The following is a 19867-nucleotide window of genomic DNA, read 5'->3' as shown; positions in this document are numbered from 1 at the left end:
GGGTGTTGTATGGCGTCACTCCAGCTCGCGCAGCTCGGCTTCGCCGTCGGCAATCTGGTATTTGCGCATCTTTTCCCACAGCACTTTGCGGCTGATGCCCAGCGTGGCGGCGGTGTCCTGGCGGCGCCAATTGTTGGCATCCAGTGCGGCCAAGATACGGCGGCGCTCTTCTTCGCCGCCATTTCCGCCATTCCCACCGCCACTGCGCTCGCCATAGCCGCCATTGCCGCCTTCGCGCTCGAAGGCATCGCGCTGCAGGCCGGCAAACAGCGGCAGGATGCGGGCTTCGTCCCAGCGGCCGAACTGGCGCAGGGTGATGCCGATGCGCTCTGCCAGGTTGCGCAACTCGCGCACGTTGCCGGCAAAGTAGGCGCGAGTGACCGACGCCCGCACCCATTCCGGCACCGGCGGCATGGCGTCAAAGGTTTTGTCGCCCAGCAGATGCCGCAGGAACGAAAGCAGCAGTGCGATCTTGTCATCCGCGCCGCGCTGCTCCAGGCTCGGGATGCGCAGCTCGATCACGGCCAAGCGGAAGTACAGATCGGCCCGGAACTTGCCCGTGGCGACCATCTCGCGCAGGTTCTTGTTGGTGGCTGCCACTAACCGGAAATCCAGCTTGACCGGCACCGTCGAGCCCAGCCGCGTGCATTCGCTGTCTTCCAGCACGCGCAACAGCTTCACCTGCTGATACAGCGGCAGATCGCCCAGCTCATCGAGGAACAGCGTGCCGCCATTGGCTTGTTCGAAGTAGCCACGGTGCGCGTACATGGCGCCAGTGAACGCGCCCTTGGCATGGCCGAAGAACTGCGATTCGAACAGCCCGTCGGGAATCGCGCCGCAGTTGACCGCCACGAACGGCCCCTTGCCGTAGACGCTGTTCTTGTCGTGCAGCAGGCGTGCAATACGTTCCTTGCCGGCGCCGGTTTCGCCATAAAGCATGACGTTGCTGTCGCAATCGGCAAAGGTATCGACCTGCTCCAGCAACCCGTGCATGGCCGACGATGCAGCCACGAGATCGCTCTGATCCTGCGCCTGAGCCTGCGCAGACGACATCGATGGCAGCACCTTGCTGATCTGCGCACGGAGTTCGGTCGCACCAAAATCCGGCCCAAGCACGTGCGTGTATTCGGGCGGAAAGCGGCTCGAATCATGCTGCGTATCCGCCGCCACCCAGATCACCGGCATGCCTTGCGCGGCCTGCCAGTCGAGCACCGTAAAGCCACCGCTTTCCACCACCGATGCGCTGATCACCGCCACCGCAGGCTTGAGCCGAGGCTCGGCCGGCTGAAAATCGATACCGCCTGCGCGGATGACCTCCGCCCCGAACGGCGCCATGAACCGCGCTACACGATCGGCAATGTCGTGGCGGCCTTCCCAGACAAAAATCTCAAGCGTTTCGTACGCCCAGCGATCGGTTTTCATGTCGTCGCTTCCATGTCAGTAAACCAACTCGACGGCGTCGCAGTCGAGCGAGAGGAGTTTGATGTCGGCGTAGCCGAGTTGGATGCCGAGGACTTCGAGTAGAGGGGTGAGTACCGCGTCGAGGGTCGAGCCAATCAGAGCTAGCACCGGAGACAGAATCGCCGTACCAATCGGCCCAAGTGGAATTCCCAGGACAGTCAACTGCAGCTGATCGAGGTTGCTGTTCAGGACAGAGCCAAACACTGCCTGCGTACTCACACGCGGTGGTGAATTGCCGCTTGTATCGGTCTGCGGATTCAATCCGATCTGAGTGGCCGCGATGGTTTCGTCAGCCCACCCCGAATTGGGGGCCGGCGACACGTTGGCCTTAATACTCACTGCACCAATCCCAAGCAGAGTGACGAGAGGCGCCGGTGCGGCCGATGCGCAATTCAACGCGCCACTTACCGCCGTATCCGCCCCTGTAGCAATGCACAGCGAAACGGGCTGGGGTTGCGCTGAGATGGTGGCTGTCGAGTTCTGACGAGGAACGACACAGTTGGTCGATTTCGCATGCCCCTGGGCGCCCGCGACCTGCAAACCGATCGGCAACGTAATACCGGCAACCCCCAGCACGTTGGCATTGATGCCTAGACCCAACCGCACTTGCGCCGTCCGCGCTTGCGTTCGCCATTGCCCTGCGTTCGGCCCCGACAAGAATTGTCCTGGTGGCCCAACCGCAATGGCCGGAGGCTCGATGATCTTCAGCGATAGCGAGACCGTCCCAAGCCCTAGGATGTTGAGCACAACAGGCGCCACATTCACGGCCGACTGGCTATTCGCAATCTGCGCAGCCGTCGTAAGGAGGTCGAGCACATTGACGGTGGCATTGAGGGCAGCCTGTTCATTGCCCGCCAGCGCCAGCACCTGCAACAAGCCCGGCGACGAGGCTCCGCCATCGCCAATATTGATCGGCACATTCAGATCGCTGCCAAACGACAGCGCATTGCTGGCGCCTGCCCCGCCCACCGACACCCCAGCCAGGCCGGACTGCGACGCCACCGAGATCACAGCATTGAAAAAAGTCCCCAGGCTAGGCGAGAGCGACAGCAGTTCCTGCATCGACCCCGCACCCAGCGCGACCGCGAGATCGGCCAGGCGGATGTTGGTCGTGGCCAGCCCCTGATACGAAACGGCATCGATATTCAAGTTCGTGTGGAGCAGGTATCCGAGCAGCTGGTTCAGAAGTCCGTTATCGACTGAGGCAAGCCCAGACCCGAGGGAGAACGCCACGATGGATGTGTTCTTCGCAATCGCCGTCGCCGTCAGTTGCCGCCGGCCCACCATGAAGAAATACGGCACGTTCTGGGTGATCGTCACCTGCGCTGCGTTGGTGTTGCCGTCAACAGCCGCCTGCGCGGTGAAGTACGTGGGCGCCGTGCCCGCGCTGGCATCCCAGACGCCTGGCACGACTGCCAGCGTGACATTGGTGCCATCCACTGTCAGTCCGTTCTGCACCACCGCCTGTTGTGCGGCGGTCGGCAGGTCAAGCCGCTGCACGGCGGCCATCGCTGCCAGATCGGCCGAGCGTTGCAGCGCGCGCTGCTGATAGAACAGGTTGCCGATGTCGATCGACACCAACACCGCCAGTCCGACCGTGGCAATGAAGGTGGCCGTCATCACGCTGACCGCGCCACGCAGGCGGCGGAGCAAGACGGCTCGGCGAAGACGGGGGGCGGCGGCTCGTGTCACAGCGTGAGGTACGTTTCGCAGGGATCAGCGCCCAGACTGCTGAACAAGGTTGACAGTGGAGGCCCGCGTTCCGGAGCTCTGCTGTGCCAAGCCGGGCATGGCCTGGTTGAACGAATTGAGGTAGCGCTGATAGGCCAGCGCTGCCTGCTCGCCTCGCAACGGTACGAACTCGCCCGCGTAGGTGCCCTCGGCCTGCGCCTTGAGCAGCGCTCGCGTCGCATCGCCCACTTGGGTGCCGACCTTCGGCGCCGTCGCAGCGCTCTGCGGGTCGCCGCCCGAGAATCCCTGGGCGCCGGCAACGCCGCACGTCAGCCATGCCGCCACGCCAGCGGCCATCAAGATGCGGAAAGTCATTGCGAAGCCTCCAAGGTGTCAAGCAGGCGACCGCGCTGCAATGCCAGCGGGCGGGCCGATGTGTGGGTGGCGGTCGCCGCAGCGGCGATCGAAACGCCCGCAGACGCTGCGGCAGAAGGCCCGGTTGCCACAACGCGCGGCGCCATCGTCGTGGTTTCCCGAGCGATACGGCGATCTCGCCAGGCAGCGCGCACGCGGGCAACGTCGTCATCGACTGCCTTGCGCGCAGATGCCGTCAGTTGTGCATGCGACGCGAGGGATGCAGCATCGTCCTTGCGATCGTTCACGGTCAGCCAGATCACCAGATTGCCGGCGATCTTTGGGCTGGCGGCGGCCATCTGCTGCGCTTGCATCAATGGCACGCGGGCTTGCTCGACCTCGCCGGCACGCATGAGCGCGTAACCAAGATCGCTGGCCGTGCTGGCATCGGTCGGATTCGCCTGAGCCGCGACCTGCAGCCGGCGAGCCGCCTCGGCAAAGTTGCCCTGGCGCCCCGCAACGATGCCCAGCCCGCGCCAGGCGGCGGCATTGAGCAATCCGCCTTGCGTGCCTGCACCCATGGCAGACGTGGCGCCCACTACCGCGCGGTACTCGGCATCGGCAGCGGCAAGTTGATCGGTTTCGCGCAGCGCATCCGCGCGCAGCAGCATGATTTCGGGCGCGCGGCCATAGCGTTGCTGGTAGGCATCGATATGCGCGAGCGATGCGTAATACAGGCCCTGCTCCTGCATCTTGCGAATCAGCGAAAGATACGTCGCCGGACTGGTGATCTCGGACTTCTCCTGGCTCTGACGCTGACGAGCCATTTCAATGTCGGCATCGGCGCGCAGGCTCATTTCGGACGTGGCCATCGAGCCGCAGCCAGCCAAGAGGATGGTCAACATGGCCACGCCGGCCCAGCTGGCGCGCGCGGTGTTTGGGAAGCGTGTCATCTCAATGTCCCCCGGTGTGTTGCAGGCTGCGCATGACGCCCATGAAGCCGGGCCCCGCCGTGACGATCAGCAACGCGGGCAATAGCGTCAGGACCATGATCATCGTCATCTGCACGGTCAGCTTGCCCACGCGCTCCTTCAGCCGCGCGCGGCGGTTCTCCTGCAGACGGCCGCCGAACTGCCGCAGCGGCTCCTGCACCGCGCCGCCGAAGCGATCCACCTGCGTAAGCAGCGTGATGAGGCCCTTCAGGTCTTCGTTGTCGAACAGTCGCGCAATGCGCAGCAGCGTTTGCTCGCGGGGGCGGCCCGAGGCGAACTGCTGGTTGGCGCGGCCAAATTCACCCGCCAGCACGGGCAGCATGCTGTGGAACTCGTTGGCGATCACCTGCAGGCTCTGGTCAATTGACAAGCCGACGCCCTGCAGCAGCCGCAGCATGTCGACCATGACGGGCAGCTCATCGTCCATACGGCGCCGGCGGCTTTCCTTGCGGCGCCCGAGCAGCCACTTCGGCGCAAGGTAGCCCAACGCGATGCCGACAAAACTGAACACGAACACGAACAGGAGCGATGACGCATGCAATGCGCCGAACACAGCAAGCAGCGGCGGCAGCACGATACGGGTCCCACCAAAGACGGTGCGGGCGTGTTCGCCGTAGTAGCCGCATTCCTCGAGCAACTTGCGGTCTTCCTCCGCCACGATGCGGCGGCCCAGGCCAGTGTCGATCCAGCGCTGTCCCACCTTGGCAATCTGTTGCTGGAGCTGCTGCGCTTCACGCGGGCCGTGCGGACGGGGCTTGGCGGCGGGCTGTACAACCGGCGACGCAGCGGGTGCGGCGGGGTTAGCCGCCATCGCGCGCATATCGGACAGCGCCGTATCGAGCTTGCGTGCGCTGCGATGTCGCGTGAGCGTTGCACGCAGCGCGAGCCCACCGAATACCAGCACGCCTGCGGCCGCCGCGGTCAGGCTGAGGGTGATCAGGGCATCGTCCATGCGTTCTCCTCAGACCGATTTCGCCAGCCTGGCCAGCATGACCGCACCCAGCACTTCCATGCCGAATGCCGTAAGAATCAACGTCTTGCCGAACGGGTCACGCCACATCGACATGATGTATGCCGCGTTGAACATGACGATGACACCACCCACCACGATCGGCAGCAGGCCGATGATCCATGCGGACAACCGCGTTTCCGCCGACAGTGCAACCAGTTCGCGCTGGGCTTGCTGTCGGTCACGCATGAATGCAGCCGTGCGCTCCATCACAATGTCGGCCCGCCCGCCGTAGCGCAATGCAAGGCGCAGCACCGACGACAGCAGGACCAGTTCTTTCACGCGGTACTGCTGGCCGACGGTCAGCACCGCTGCATCGAGGTCCTTGCCCGCGCGTTGCATCTGCGTGATGGCGATCAGGCAGTTGCGCAACGGCTGCTCGGTATTGGCACTCGCCGCCTGAAACGCCGCGGGCACCGCGCTGCCGATGCTCATCAGCCGCACCACGCCATCGAGAAAGCCCGGCAACTGCGCCAGCAGGCGCTCGTTCATCTTCCGGGTGCGGTTCCAAAGCAGGAACGCAACGATCAAGACATACAGTGCTAACGCCGTCAGGGCCGAAAGCGTGCTCGACATCGCCCAGACCGCGAGCGAAATCATCAGCGCCGGGCCAATCAGCAGCACGTAAAAACGCCGGCTCGGCTCGATGTCGGCACGGCGCAGTGCATCGTGCCAGGCGCGATTGAGCGAATCGGGCACGCTTGCCGGCACAGGCTCCACATTCGGTTGATAACGCGCATTGATCTGCTCGGTCTGTGCGCGCACGAAGCTGCGCGACGCCTCACGCTCGCGACGGCGCACGGCCTCCGCCCACAGCATGAGCGATGCGCCCATCAGCAGCAGCGCGAGGCAACCAAACCAGAGCGTCATGCTAGACATGGAAACGGCCTCCGCCGCCGAATCCGGTCATTCCACCATCCATCCCGCCGCCCTCGCTGTTGCGCATGCGGGCCAGCTTGGGCGAATGCGGCTGCAGGCCAAGCGCCGTCCAGCGGTCGACCTCTTCGCCATCCGGGCCCACGTAGGGCTCGTAGCGGTACAGCTCCTGCGTGGAGATGATGTTGTCCCCGAGCCCCGTCACTTCCGTGATCGACAGGATGCGGCGTTTGCCGTTGGACAACCGCCCGATCTGCACGATGAAATCAATGGCGTTGGTGATCTGCCGGCGCAAGCTCACCTCACTGCCTTGGAATCCGGCAAAGCCCGCCAGCATTTCCAGCCGGTAGAGGCATTCGCGCGGGCTGCTGGCGTGAATGGTGCCCATCGACCCATCGTGGCCGGTGCTCATGGCTTGGAGCATTTCCAGCACTTCGCCGCCACGCACTTCGCCCACGATGATGCGGTCGGGCCGCATGCGCAGGCTGTTGCGCAGCAGCTCCCGAATCGTGACGACGCCCGTGCCCTCGAAGCCGCCCGGCCGGCTTTCCAGACGCACCACGTGCGGATGGTTGAGCGACAGCTCTGCCGTGTCTTCAATGGTGATCACGCGCTCGGTCGTCGGAATGTGATACGCCATGGCGTTGAGCAGCGACGTCTTGCCCGAGCTCGTACCCCCGCTCACCAGGATATTGCATCGGGCACGCACAGCAGATTCGATCAACGCACCGATCTCTGCACTCATGGTGCCCAGGCCAAGCAGGTCTTCTGGCTTGAGCGGGTCCTTCCGGAACTTGCGGATCGACACCACCGGCCCCTCGAGGGCCAGCGGCGGAATGACCACGTTGATGCGGCCGCCGTCGGGCAGGCGCGCATCGACCATCGGGTTTGATTCATCCAACCGCCGCCCGATCGGTGCGAGGATGCGGCGCACGATGCGCAGCAGGTGGTTGTTGTCGGCAAAGCGCACCGGAATGCGCTCGAGAATGCCGTGACGCGACACGTACACGTCCAGATGACCGTTGACGAGAATGTCTTCCACCGCCGGATCGGCCAGCAGGTCTTCGATGGGGCCGAAGCCGGCCAACTCCTTGGTGAGCGCCTCGGCAATCTGCCGCACCTCCGTCTCGTTGACGGGGATGCGGCGCATGCGCGTGAAGCCTTCCACTTCCAGATCGACAAAACGCTGGATGGCCGTGCGCGACCAACGGCCGAACTCGGCGCCGAGTTCTTCGATGCGCGTCAGCAGGTGTTCGTGCGCGGCTTCCTTGATGTCCTGGAAGGCCTGCGAAACGGCGAACACGCCGTGGCCGGCGTCCGCCTGGTTGGAGAACTCGATGGGTTGGGTCATGTCGCGTTCCGTTCGGTGGTACCGATATCCAGTTCAGCGGCGTCTGCCGACTTGCGTTTGGAGCGCCCGCCAAAGCGCCCGCCCAGCCGCGCACTCACACCCGACACCCAGCTCGACACACCTGACGCGCGCTCACTCTGCTGCGCATAGCCGAGCGTCTGGGCAATCTGCGCAAGCGCGCGCACATAGGCATCTGTAGGGTGGGTCTCGGCCAGCATCGCGCCCTGGTTGGAGGCGATCACCAGCGCTTCGCGGCGGTTCGGCACGGTCAGCACCGAGGGGATCTCCAGCCGCTCGGCAATCTGCGCTGCATCCAACGACAGGCGCGAGTCGAACTTCGAAATGGTCAGGTGCAGGTGGTCGCGGTCAATCTCGCGCTTCTTGAGTTCCTGCATCAGCTCGGCGGCCGACACGATGGCGCCTACGCTCTGCTCGGTTACCAGCATCACGTCGTCGGCGGCCTTGATGATCTGTGCGATGAAGTCGATGTTGCCGAAACCGCCCAGGTCAACGACCTGCAGGTCGAAGAACGTACGCAGCCGATTGAGCAGGCCGAGCGCTTCAGAGAACGAGATGTCGCGCATTTCCGCCAGCGAGATCGGCAGCGGCAGAACGGCAAGCCCGTTCGGATGACGCGACAGCGCGGTCTGTACAAATACCTGGTCGAAGCGACGCAGGTTGCGCACGGCCTCGACGAAATGGAAATTGGCCTGCACATTCAGATACAGCGCGCCATCACGCAGCGGCTGCCCCAGGTCGAGCAGCATCACATCACTGGCCGACGTGCGGCGCACGAGCGTGGCCAGATTGGTGGACAGCGTTGTGGCGCCCACGCCAGGGCGTGCGCCCAACACGGCCAGCACGCGGCCGCGGCGGGTCGGCTCAGCCGATGCGCGCTCCGCCAGCAGGCGGCGCACCACGCGCACAGCCTCGGCCGGTGCGCCGTCCACATCGACGAAATCCTTGACCCCTGCGCGCAAGGCAGCCAGCATCGCGCGGCCATCGGCAGCCGAGCCCACAGCCACCAGCGGCAAGCCCGGAAACAAGCGCGTGAGTTGCGCGACCAGTTGCGTCGCCTCGTTGATGGCGTCGGCGCCCTCGCCCAGCTTCTGGTCGTGATCGGGCACGTCAATGAGCGTGGGCGACGAGGCAAAGCGCACGAACACGACCTCGGGGTTCACTGCGCCAATCTGTTCGATGAACGCGTCGTGGCCGGTCGTCTCGGCCACCAGCACGCCCAGCTCGCGAATCGCCCCCGCCAGCCAGCGGTGCACAGCTGCCGCCTGGGCGTCGCCTTGCATACCGCCACGCGCGCCGCCGTGCAGAAGGAAGTAATCCATGCCGGCCCCTTACTTCGAGAACCCGGGCATGGTGGCCGGATCCGCCACCCCCAGGGCAAACGGCCGCCACACAGCGTCGCCTGCGGTATCGCGATCCTGCCCGCCGCTCTGTCCCGGCAGCATCTTGTCGATCGGCGCATTGCGTGCCATCGGCTTGACCAGATGGGGCGTGACGATGATCACCAACTCCCGTTCTTCCTGGTTGTAGTTCAGGCGCTTGAAGAACGTCCCGATGATCGGCACGTCGCCCAGGAACGGCACCTTGTCGACGTTGGACAGCGTCGATCGGCTGACCAGCCCGCCGATGACAAAGCTCTCGCCATCGCCGAGCTCAACGGTCGTATCGGCACGGCGCGTGACGATGGCCGGCACCGTTGCGCCATTGAGCGTGACGCCTCGGCTGAAATCCAGGTCGCTCGCTTCAGGCGCCACTTTCAGGGCGATGCGGTTTTCCGACAGAATCGTCGGGGAGACCGTCAGCCCGATGCCGAACGGCTTGTACTCGATGGTGGTGGTACCCAGCGCTTGCGGCACGGGAATCGGAATCTCGCCGCCGGCCAGAAAGTTGGCGCTCTGGCCTGACAAAGCAACCAGGCTTGGCTCGGCCAGCACGCGCGCCATACCGTTCGATTCCATCAAACTCAGGTTGCCAAAGAGCCCCTTGCTGACTGATCCGATCAGCAGGTTGAACGCCGAGCCGATCGGCATGGTCGACTCGGTCGACAACCCCGACGAGCCGAATGTGTACTTGGTCAGCGATGACGGGGAGAACGTGCTGAAGCTGAAACCGCCACGCGTGCGGCTAAAGGAGAAGCCCGCTTCCTTCAGCACCGTCTTGCTGAACTCCACCACACGCACGTCGACCTGCACCGTGCCCGGCACGTTCATCGAGGTGGTGTCGATGACGTTGCCGCCTTTAGGTTTTTCCCCGCCGCTGGCTACGGCGGCCGAGCGGCGCGCACGGGCAAGCGCGTAGACGTCTTTAGGCTGGCCTGACACGACGGCGCTATCGCCCTGCGCAACCACGGCCGGATCGCCAGGCAAAGGCGTCGCGGCGTCCACTTGGACGTTGTAAGTCGTCGCAACGCCGCCCTGCGTCCAGACCATCACGTTGGCCGCGCCCGGCTTCTTGGCGATGATCAAAACGCTCGTGGCCGTACCGCGCCCCTTGAGCAGCAACGCATCGGCAATTTCAGGGTTGCCGATGGCAATGCGCTCGAGCGGTTTGCCCAGGCGAATTTCGCGCTGACTGCCTGTCAGGAGATGAAGCGTCTGGCCGGTCGGTGCCGTCTCGGCAAATGCGCTCGGCACGAAGGCGGCGCAGCCCAACGCGAGTACGCCCATCCAACCGCGAACCATGGCGGCATCAGTCATGTTGCTCCTCACGTTTTCCTGCGCGGATGATTTCTACGCCGCCGGTGGCGACCGTATTGGTTCGTGCGGTCGCGCGCGTTGACGCCACCACGGGCAGCGGCGGCACCTGGAGCACCGGCGAGCGCCGCGCCGCGCCTGTCAGGCTGGCAAGCGATACCCCGGCCTGTGCCACGTCCATCGGATTGCGGCTGGCGGCAGCCAGCAGCGCTGCGTCCTGCGGCTTCACGGTCGGCTCGGCGTCGTCTCCGGGGTTGCGCAGCGCCAGCAGCAGACGGCCGCTCTGATGTGCCATCGCCAATTGGCTAACCGCCTCTACCGGCACTGCCAGCACGGCCGTCTTGGCTTGATCGACCTTGCGCGTGACCCCGGTGTTCTCGGGCTGCTTCTGCGCCCCTTCATTGACGGCCAGCGGGCCAAATGCCAGCACGCGCAGGTGCGGCAACAGCAGGCGCGCCTGGCTGTCTTCAACCTCCTGGCCATCCTTGCGCATCACTAGGAAAACATCGACGTAATCGCCCGGCATCACGCGGTTGCCCACGCCGATCACCTCGTCCACGTTGATGGCGACCGCCCGCTGCCCGGCCTCCACCTGCTGCGCAAGGCCCGACGACAGTTGCGAAGCAATCAACGGCACACCCACACCGACCGGCAGAATGGGTTCACGCCCAACCACTTTCGTCACGTCCGAAAACGCCTCGGCCGGATTGATGGGCAGTTGCTCGACGGCCAACTGGTCCGCGGTGATGGGCTTGCCCGCCTCCAGCGGTTTCGTGGTCACGACCACCGGATAGACGGCCTTGCCATCCTTCTGCATAGCCACGGGTGCCGGCGGGCGATGCGCCGTCTTCCATGCCACGGCGCCAAGAATGGCGGCCAGCAGCAGCAGCGCGGCGGCGAAGATCTGGAGGTGTTTGCTGGTCATCTGGGCGGCGTGTCCGAGCGATCGATCAAGAGGGGCAACGAACTGAAAAGTGTCAGGAGCCGGGCACCAGTTGCACGACGGCTGAACCCGTCAATGTGTCCGGCGCGGGCAACAGGGGTATCGAAGGCAGCAACGGGTTATTGCCGGAGGTCACGGGCAACGTCAGGACCACGCTCAGGCATTGCATGCCTGCCACGTTCTGGCAATTCACCAGCGGGGTGCTGTTCTGATTGGTCTGAACCCGCCCGGTAAGGAACGTGGGGAGTACCGACGTCACGGCCGCATAGGCAGCTGCCACGCGCTGCGTATTGGAAGGCTGATAGCGGAGCGCGGCGCGTGCGCCCTCTTCCGCCGCCAGGGTCAGCGCCTGCTGCATGGCGAGGATCATGCCGTAGTAGACGATGCCGAGCATGAGCACCAGCAGCACTGGCACGACGATGGCAAATTCGACTGAAGCCGCGCCGCGACTGCCTTGCCGCCGGGGGCAGCGGCCAGCATGCGTGCGGACTTGCGGGTGCATGCCAGCACCCTCCCGTTCCCGTTGCAATGTCGGCATGGCCGACTCCTTTCTTATAGGCTGGCCGCTTGGCGGCTCTTGTTCAACGCTTCAACTGTCTGAACTACATGCCCGGCAGCCACGGCATGCGCATCGCTGATGGCACCCATGGAAGGCTCAGCAACCCGATTGCCATATAGGCGGCGTACGGGATGCCGCGGCGCCCTGCCTGAGCGGTGTCCCAACGCACGATCGCTGGGCACACGCGCATCACGATCCAAGCAGGCGGCGACGACGCATCGAACTGGCGTAACACCATGATCGCGAGCGCATGCAGGCCGGAAATCATGCTCGAGACAAGCCATACGGCCACAAGGCCATGCCAGCCAGCAAGCAGGCCGACGACAGTGAAGAACTTCACGTCGCCGGCGCCCATCCAGCCGAGGGCGTACAGCGGCAGAAAGCAGGCAAACGCGATCGCGCCGCCGAGCCAGAAGTCCTGCCAGTCATAGGCAAGCGCCTGGACCCCACCCAACTTGATCAGAGTGACGGACAGCACAACCCCCGCAGCGACGAGCCAGTTCGGCACGCGCCGCGAGCGGATGTCCCACGTGATTGCAAGGATTGCGAGAACTACGACACTTGCCCAGCCAGCGGTATCTGCATGGCCATACCAGCGCTCTAGCACGTGGTAGCGCCACCACCTTTGACTGCTCCACAGATGCTGTTGAACACGGTGGTGAGTTCGGTACCCAGCTTGCCGACTGCGACCGCAATCGCCGCAGCGACGAGGCCAGCGATTAGACCGTACTCGACGGCAGTGGCACCTTGTTCGTCACGGATGAACTTCAGAATGGCGTTCTTCATGATCTCTCTCCTGTTTGCACTCGCCCGCGGATGTGTTGATCCCGACCAGCTTTCGGCGCTCCAACCTTAGCCAGTTCATATTGACTAATAACGGATAAAACGCATGGGGATTTACAGCGATGACACGATCAGCAAAAAAACTTGCCGTTCGCGCCGTTCCACTAATGGAACGGAATTCAAATATCACCGAACGGAGTGTCCCGAACACGCCCGATGATCAACCGCACGCCCCCCCATGGGCATCCATTTTTTTCGGCGTGTCACGTATGTCACGTAACACCCCGTAACAACTTTATAGGCGTGCGGCACCGCAAACAAAATAACTCAATTGAGGTACTTGCCTCAAATTAGAGTGAAGTCTCTATTTAATTTTATTAGAAACAAGCCAACCCTCTGAAAACTAATGGAAATCCCCTAATGATCCGAAGACTAGATCGATTATCCGGATGGGTTTCCCATTAATTCTCGGGGCCAGTCTGAACGCTCCCCATTTCTGTCCAGGCAAAAAAAGGATGCGCGAGCGACGGGAACACGCCCGCGCACCTTCAAGAGCACAGACAGGTACTGCTCAGTGCGCCAGGCTGCCAACGCCGCCCAGCAAGTTGGTGACAGGGGCCAGCGGATTGCTGCCCGATGCGCCGCCGGCCGCGCTGGTCGCGCCGCTCAGCAGGTTGGTGACAGGAGCCAGCGGGTTGCTGCCACCGGCTGCGCCGCCCAGCAGGCCCGTGACAGGGGCCAGGGGGTTGGAGCCTCCAGATGCGCCGCCCAGCAAGCCGGTCAACGGAGCCAGAGGGTTCGTGCCGCCGGTGCCGCCGCCCACGCCGCCGAGCAGGCCTCCCAGCGGGTTGCTGCCCGCCGACCCGCCGGTCGTTGCGACGCCGCCCACCGCCGCAACCGTGGTGCCGAGTGAAGTCACCACCGGGCCCAAATTCGAGACCACCGGCACGCCGGTTCCGGTGATGGTGTTGCCGGCACCCGCCACGCCGCCGCCAACGGTCCCCAACAGGTTGTTCAAGGCCCCGCCCAGGCCCGTCGAATCGCCAATCATCTGGGTGGCGCCGCTGACCTGCGTAGTCACCGGCACGATGGCCGTGCTCAGTTGCTGCGTCACCTGCTGAACCGCGCCGGAAGACAGTGCGCTACCCAGCAACGTGCCGCCGCCGATCAGCGCTTGGCCGATCTGCTGAACGCCGCCGCCCACCGGCTGGGTGATCGGTGCGAGCGGTGCGCCAGAGCCTTGGCCGAGGCCCTGCACGAGGGAGCCGGCGCTTACGGTTGCCTGGCCGAGGTCCGTCACGACATTGCCGGTGCTGGCCACCGTCGTGCCAATCGGGTTGGGGTTCTGACCCATCTTGCCGAGCCCGGTCTGGATGCCGAGACCGAGATCGCTGACCGCTTTGCCCGTGTTGTCCACGGTGCCGCCGAGGCCTGCCTTGGCTTGGTCCGACAAGCCTGGAATGTTTGCGTTTTGGAGCGTTGAGCCCAGGCTGCTGACTGCCTGGCCGGTCGCCACAACGGTGTTGCCGGTGCCGTTTGCGACCTTGCCGACGGGGGTCACGCCCGTCGTGTCGCTCGGGCTCGGATTCGGCGAACTGCCGGAGCCGGAGCCTCCCGAAGAGCAAGCCGCCAGCATGAGAGCGGCAACAGCGCAGGCCAAGGGCGCAACGCGCATGGAGTGTCGAATGTGAGTCATGGTCCGTCCCCTTCTTGGAATGATGTGTCTTGATGTCTGAGCTCGGTATTGCGGACTGCGGGCCACATTCTGCAAATGGCATGCCAGGCGCAGTAGAAGGCGGATTCAGTTTTCAAAGGACGGCGTGGTTATTGGTTTTGTAGGCAGCGCGCCAGGTATTACCCGGCCCTGAACACAGACCGTTTCCCTCCCAAATCCGTGTTCCGAGCGTTACGACGTAACGTGACACGGGAACACATTCACCTCGGACATAACCCCATGAGCAAACGTTTAACCCCCACTTTGGTGGGGTATGTAAATCCCATATTCGGATTAGTTTTCACAATCTCTCCATTTTTATTGAGCCAAGCACAGCAAATTCCGAGAGCCCATTACGCAATGCGTAATAATGGCGACATGGCACACCGTTTGCAGAGTCCGGCCACCTCACATCGACAGTGAGACATTTTCCAGCTGACTAAAGCGGACTTTTAAAACGGGAGATCCATCATGAATAAGAACATCAAGTGCCTGGCCGCCACCATGGCAAGCCTGTTGGTTTTGGGTGGTTGCGCCAGCTCCGGCTCCGGGGACATGGGCAGCTCGCTGGGAGGCTCGAACGGCGGCGGCTCCAATAACAACGGCAGCGGTTCAACGCCGACGCCTTCGCCTTCGCCGTCGCCGTCCCCCTCCCCGTCGCCCTCTCCTTCGCCGTCCCCCAGCCCGACGCCGGCGCCCGCTCCGCTGACGCCGACTGGCGCCGTCCTCAACAACACGGGCGGCATCGTCACGGCGGCCGGATCGACTGTGAGCGGCCTCGGCAAGACCATCGCCACCGCACCGCTGCCCTCGCAACTGAGCGGCGTGCAGACCGGCCTGGGCGGTGTGGTTGAAAACGCCGGCGCGACGGTTTCGGCGCTGGGCACGGGCGTACAGGACGGGTTGGGCAGCATCGGCCGCAACGCCAATCCGGTGGGCACCACGGTTTCCAGCCTCGGGAATGTGGTGACCGGCGCAGGCAACACTGTCACGAGCGCCGGCACGTTGGTCAATAACCTTGGCACTGGCCCGTTGGCGCCGCTGGCTCCGGTGACAACACCCCTGGCAGGCGTGGTCACGCAAGTCGGTCAAGCAGTTGCAAACGGGGGCGGCACGCTGGGCACAGCGCTGTCGAGTGGCCCCGTCGAGCAACTCACGCAGCAGCTGAGCACGGCCATCGTGCCGCTGACCTCGCAGATCACCAGCGGTACGCAGACACTGGGCGCGACCACGGGCCTCGGGTCGCCGGCAAACACGCTGCTGGGCACGATTGGCGGCGCGGTGGCCAATGGCGGCACGACCCTCACCGCAGCGAACGTTCCAGTGGTGAGCGGCCTGGGTGGCGTGGTGACGGCCACGGGCAACACGGTTGCCGCGCTGGGCGGCGTGGTGTATTCGCCGACGGCATCGGGCGGCAACCCGCTGGCTCCGATTACCGGCGCACTCGGCGGTCTTGGCGGCGCGGGCGGCTCCAATCCGCTGGCTCCCATCACAGGCTTGCTGGGCGGCCTGGGAGGCGCGACGGGCGGCAGCAACCCGCTCGCTCCGATCACCGGCGCACTCGGCGGTCTTGGCGGCGCTGGCGGTGCCAATCCGTTGGCTCCGATCACGGGTTTGGTAGGCGGCCTGGGTGGCGCGACGGGCGGCAGCAGCCCGCTCGCTCCGATCACCGGCGCACTTGGTGGTCTCGGCGGCGCGGGTGGCGCCAACCCGCTGGCGCCCATTACTAGCGCACTGGGCGGCCTGGGCAGTGCAGCGGGCGGTGCCAGCAACCCGCTCGGCCCCGTCAGCACGCTCACGGCTCCGGTTGGCAACGTGGTCACCACGGTAGGCACGGGCTTGGCGTCGGCCGGCGGGGCCACGCCGCTGGCGCCGGTCACTGGCGCGGTGGGCGGTCTGCTGGGCACGGTGGGCACCGCACTGGGCGGCACGCCCCGCTGATCCAGGCTCTGCGCTTCGGCGGACCGGCTATCACGCCAGTCCGCCGCTGTCATGTTTCAAACGCACCGATGCCGCGCAATGCGGCATCGTCATTGGGTTGGCTGCCACGCACCGACGCATCCCAGTATTTACCTGGGCCGTTGCGTCGCGTGAACGCTCCCTCTATGTGTCTTGTTGTAAAGCACCATGTCTCGCGGTTATCGTTTGATGCAACGCGCGGCTGCACGGCTTCGCGACACCACAAACGAAAACCACGGAGGAGACAGGCGTGCGGACCACCACCATGCGGTTGGCCCTGGCCACAGGCGTAGCACTGACCGGCCCGGCATTGAGCTGGGCACAAAGCAGCCCCAACCAAGGCAACCCGATCGACACGCTTCCCAAAGTCGATACGTCCCGCCCGCCCCAGCAGAAGATCCAGGTAGAAGTGCAGCGGCCGAACCCGGCGCTGGAAAATCTGCTTGCCACGCATCTCACACCGACCAAGTTCCAGATCGAAGGCGTCAAGACGCTACCCTTCCCCGAGGTGGCCGCGCATTTCGCACCCTTGGCCGGGCACGACATCACCGTCGCGCAACTGCTGCAGGCCGCGAACGATGTCACCAAGCTGTATGCCGACCGCGGTTTCCCGCTCTCATTTGCGTTTGTGCCGGCACAGACGTTTGAAGGCGGCGTCGTGCGCGTCACGGTGGTTGAAGGCTATGTGGCCCGCATGCGCATCGAGGGCACACCCGGGCCGCTGGAAGGCCGCTTGCGCGAAATTTCGCAGCGCCTGATGAATGAGAAACCCCTGCGCCGCGAAACCTTCGAGCGCGTGACGGGTGTGCTCGCGCTGCAACCCGGCGTGCAGATCACCGCGACCGTGCAGCCGCCCACCACCACCGATGGCGCGAGCGAGCTCGTGTTGAACGTGAAGCGCCAGCCGTACACGATCGGCACGGGCGTCGAATACCGCTCGCCGGGTGTGCGGGCAATCATCACGGGCACGCTCAATAGCGTGACGCCGCTAGGGGAACAAATCACCGTCTCGACGCTGCAACCGCGCGGGTCCGATCACGAGACGTTCTACTCCGCAACCTGGGCGCAGCCGATCGGCACCGATGGGCTGCTTGCGAAGCTCACGTGGTCGCACTATCGCGGCATGCCCGAAAATCTGCCGCTGGAGCAACTGGGCTATCAATCGCGCTACCTGACCGACACGCAGCGGCTTGGGTTGTCGTTGAGCTATCCGGTGTTGCTGTCGAACTCGCGCAGTCTGACGGTGACGGGCACTTTCTACGGCAACGACGACAAACAGCGCTATACGCCACAAAACCCCGGTTTTGCTCAAACTGAACTCGATGCCAAGGTGCGCGTGGCCGGCGCCGAAGCGCTGTACACCGAGGTGAAGCCCGGTGAAACGCGCCGTGCGTCGCTCGGCCTGTACCAAGGTATCAACAGCCTGGGCGCAGGCAAATCGGTTAACAACAACGTCGACCTGAGCTTCCTGCGCACGCGCATCACCGCCAGCGAAGCCCACGACCTGCCCCTGGGTTTTGGCGTGGTGGTGTCGGGTGCCGCGCAGTACAGCGGCGCGGTGCTGCCGTCATCGGAACAGATCAGCTTTGGCGGGCGCTTCTTTGGCCTCGCCTATCCGGCCGGTGAAGTGGCGGGCGATCGCGGCTGGGGTGCGTCGGTCGAACTCAACCGTGCCTTCCAGGTATCGATGGATTACCTGAAAACCGTGCAGCCCTACGTGCTGTACGACACCGCAAAGGTCTATTCAAACGCAAGCACGCTCGTGCATGATCAGCTCGGATCGATCGCGCTGGGTGTGCGCTTCTCCGATCGGAAGTACTACACGCTGGACCTCGCGATCGCGCGACCGGTCGGCGACAAACCGATCAATTCCAGCTCTCGCAGCCTGCGGTTCAACGCGGCCTACACCTATCAGTTCAACTGACACGCGCCGCCATCGTGAACATGTGAACGAACTTTTTATATTTTTTATATTTTCAGCGCTGAAAGTCGACCATACTCCCCTCTCAAGGGGGGGATACATCGCCGCCGGAATTTGGGAGCATCGAAAGCGGAATGTTAAGTTTTTCCAAAGAGTTGCCGATTACCACAGAAGTCGCGCAGAACAACAATAATCATTACAGCGACGGCGGCATCACGCCGCAACACGCCGACAGCAAGGGAATGCACTCTGAGCTGTCGCAATACGCACCGGGGGCCATCATGCTGCAACGTCTATCGGATGACGCAGAATTCCATCGCCTCGTCGATACCATCTACGAGGCGGTACTCGAGCCTGCGCAGATGCCGATCGCCCTGGCCCTGCTCTCCGTCTACGCCGGCGCCGAAAGCGCACACTATTTCGTTTGGGATAAGCACACCGATACGCCGCGTCACGGCGTTTCGTCGGGCTGGTGCCAACACTGTCCGCAGCCGGGTCACTGCAACGCCTTCTGCCAGGACGCGCAACTGATCAACGCCGGGCAACCTGAAGAGACGCCGTCGGCCTCGATGACCCTGATCGATACGCCCGACATGTGCGTCACGATGCGTCTGCGCACGCGCGACGACGATCTGTCGGAAGTCAGCGCCATCGAGCGCGAGACACGCCTTCAACGCGTGCTGCCGCACCTGCAGCGGGCTGCGCGCATGCAGCAGCGCAATCTGGAGCTGAACGAACTCGCCGCACTCGGGATGGCCGGCCTGGATACGCTGGACTTCGGCGTGATGGTCATCGAGCGCACCATGCGCGTGAAATACGCCAATGCCTGGGCGCGCACGATGACGACGGGCGACGACCGTCTGTCGCTCGATGGCGGCTTGCTGCACTCGGCAGATCACACGCACGACGCTGCACTGCGCAACCTCATCGAACAGGCCGCCGGCTCGCTCGGCGTACAAGGCGCAGCCGGCTCGTGGATGTACCTGGCGCGCGATGGCCGCCCGGTGCCTTTCATTGCTACGCCCCTTGCGCCCTCCGATGCGATGCGCTCGACTTGGGCTTCGCCGCTGGCGCTGGTGCTGGTCGGCAACTCCGAGGCGCGCTCGGTCATGGACGCCGGCGTGCTCGCCTCGCTCTTCGGCCTGACCAACAAGGAATGCATCGTCGCGGCGCGGCTGGCCGCGGGCGAAACCCTGCAGGAAATTGCCGAGCGCGAATTCCTCTCGCTTCACACGGTGCGCGTGCATATCCGCGACATCCTGCGCAAGACCGGCACGCATCGCCAGTCAGAACTCGTGCGCCTGCTGCATCTGCTGCCCAGCGTCGATCTGGAACGTGCAGGTGCCGCCACCCCGACCGCGCGCAGGCGCGGCCGCCTGAACGCGTAAGTTCGCGCTCGATTCCCCTTCCTGCTTCGCCTGATTGCCGACGCCCAATCACGGGCGTCGAGCCATCCGCGTATACCCGGCTCACGTTTCGGTGGTTTCTGCCGATCTTTCAAGACAGGCGCGGCGCCGCATGCCTGCTTGATGCGAAGCGGTAGCCGCGAATGATCCCGACGCA

Annotated in this window: 17 protein-coding genes; 3 read left to right on the top strand and 14 right to left on the bottom strand. The window is 64.3% G+C overall.

Features of this window, described 5'->3' with window-relative positions; translation table 11 throughout:
* Nucleotides 1–15: 15 nt before the first annotated feature.
* From ACTJK4_RS10185 to ACTJK4_RS10120, 14 genes are all read right to left on the bottom strand, one after another.
* Nucleotides 16–1422 carry a sigma 54-interacting transcriptional regulator gene (locus ACTJK4_RS10185; protein WP_440817854.1) on the bottom strand — a complete coding sequence of 469 codons (1407 nt, stop codon included), beginning with the start codon at nt 1420–1422 and terminating at the stop codon, nt 16–18.
* Nucleotides 1423–1437: 15 nt separating this feature from the next.
* Nucleotides 1438–3084: a TadG family pilus assembly protein gene (locus ACTJK4_RS10180; protein ID WP_433868430.1), complete on the bottom strand. Its 1647-nt coding sequence runs from the start codon at nt 3082–3084 to the stop codon at nt 1438–1440.
* 93 nt (nt 3085–3177) lie between these two features.
* Nucleotides 3178–3507, bottom strand: coding sequence for a DUF3613 domain-containing protein (locus tag ACTJK4_RS10175; protein ID WP_232039699.1), 330 nt, complete (start codon nt 3505–3507; stop codon nt 3178–3180).
* Complete coding sequence (locus ACTJK4_RS10170; RefSeq protein WP_440817853.1) at nt 3504–4439, bottom strand: hypothetical protein; 936 nt, start codon at nt 4437–4439, stop codon at nt 3504–3506. Before ACTJK4_RS10170 ends, ACTJK4_RS10175 begins: the two co-directional genes overlap by 4 nt.
* Before the next feature lies 1 nt (nt 4440).
* On the bottom strand, nt 4441–5430 hold the full coding sequence (locus tag ACTJK4_RS10165) for a type II secretion system F family protein (RefSeq protein WP_440817851.1): 990 nt from the start codon (nt 5428–5430) through the stop codon (nt 4441–4443).
* 9 nt (nt 5431–5439) lie between these two features.
* Nucleotides 5440–6366: a type II secretion system F family protein gene (locus tag ACTJK4_RS10160; protein WP_440817849.1), complete on the bottom strand. Its 927-nt coding sequence runs from the start codon at nt 6364–6366 to the stop codon at nt 5440–5442.
* Nucleotides 6359–7714, bottom strand: coding sequence for a CpaF family protein (locus tag ACTJK4_RS10155; protein ID WP_232039703.1), 1356 nt, complete (start codon nt 7712–7714; stop codon nt 6359–6361). Before ACTJK4_RS10155 ends, ACTJK4_RS10160 begins: the two co-directional genes overlap by 8 nt.
* Nucleotides 7711–9054, bottom strand: a complete 1344-nt coding sequence (locus tag ACTJK4_RS10150; protein ID WP_440817847.1) for an AAA family ATPase — start codon at nt 9052–9054, stop codon at nt 7711–7713. The genes ACTJK4_RS10155 and ACTJK4_RS10150 overlap by 4 nt, the downstream gene beginning before the upstream one ends.
* A gap of 9 nt (nt 9055–9063) precedes the next feature.
* Nucleotides 9064–10428 (bottom strand): type II and III secretion system protein family protein, encoded by a 1365-nt coding sequence (locus ACTJK4_RS10145; protein ID WP_440817845.1) that lies wholly within the window; start codon nt 10426–10428, stop codon nt 9064–9066.
* On the bottom strand, nt 10421–11350 hold the full coding sequence (gene cpaB / locus ACTJK4_RS10140; RefSeq protein WP_440817843.1) for a Flp pilus assembly protein CpaB: 930 nt from the start codon (nt 11348–11350) through the stop codon (nt 10421–10423). Before cpaB ends, ACTJK4_RS10145 begins: the two co-directional genes overlap by 8 nt.
* Nucleotides 11351–11402: 52 nt before the next feature.
* Nucleotides 11403–11906 carry a TadE/TadG family type IV pilus assembly protein gene (locus ACTJK4_RS10135; RefSeq protein ID WP_440817841.1) on the bottom strand — a complete coding sequence of 168 codons (504 nt, stop codon included), beginning with the start codon at nt 11904–11906 and terminating at the stop codon, nt 11403–11405.
* A 64-nt stretch (nt 11907–11970) separates the two neighbouring features.
* Entirely contained in the window at nt 11971–12435 is a 465-nt protein-coding gene (locus ACTJK4_RS10130; protein WP_440817839.1) for an A24 family peptidase, read from the bottom strand.
* A gap of 92 nt (nt 12436–12527) precedes the next feature.
* A complete protein-coding gene (locus ACTJK4_RS10125; RefSeq protein WP_440817837.1) occupies nt 12528–12713 on the bottom strand; it encodes a Flp family type IVb pilin in 186 nt (61 codons plus the stop codon).
* A 568-nt stretch (nt 12714–13281) separates the two neighbouring features.
* Nucleotides 13282–14406, bottom strand: a complete 1125-nt coding sequence (locus ACTJK4_RS10120; protein WP_260801594.1) for a collagen-like triple helix repeat-containing protein — start codon at nt 14404–14406, stop codon at nt 13282–13284.
* A 489-nt stretch (nt 14407–14895) separates the two neighbouring features.
* Here ACTJK4_RS10120 and ACTJK4_RS10115 point away from each other — a divergent pair, with 489 nt between their 5' ends.
* From ACTJK4_RS10115 to ACTJK4_RS10105, 3 genes are all read left to right on the top strand, one after another.
* On the top strand, nt 14896–16365 hold the full coding sequence (locus ACTJK4_RS10115; protein WP_440077294.1) for a collagen-like triple helix repeat-containing protein: 1470 nt from the start codon (nt 14896–14898) through the stop codon (nt 16363–16365).
* Nucleotides 16366–16633: 268 nt separating this feature from the next.
* Nucleotides 16634–18307: a ShlB/FhaC/HecB family hemolysin secretion/activation protein gene (locus ACTJK4_RS10110; RefSeq protein ID WP_232039709.1), complete on the top strand. Its 1674-nt coding sequence runs from the start codon at nt 16634–16636 to the stop codon at nt 18305–18307.
* Nucleotides 18308–18438: 131 nt separating this feature from the next.
* A complete protein-coding gene (locus ACTJK4_RS10105; protein ID WP_232039710.1) occupies nt 18439–19692 on the top strand; it encodes a helix-turn-helix transcriptional regulator in 1254 nt (417 codons plus the stop codon).
* Nucleotides 19693–19867: the final 175 nt, after the last annotated feature.

Source organism: Ralstonia sp. 22111, from assembly GCF_052045895.1.
GTDB classification, from domain to species: Bacteria; Pseudomonadota; Gammaproteobacteria; order Burkholderiales; family Burkholderiaceae; genus Ralstonia; species Ralstonia wenshanensis.
This window is presented reverse-complemented; position numbering and strand designations above follow the sequence as displayed.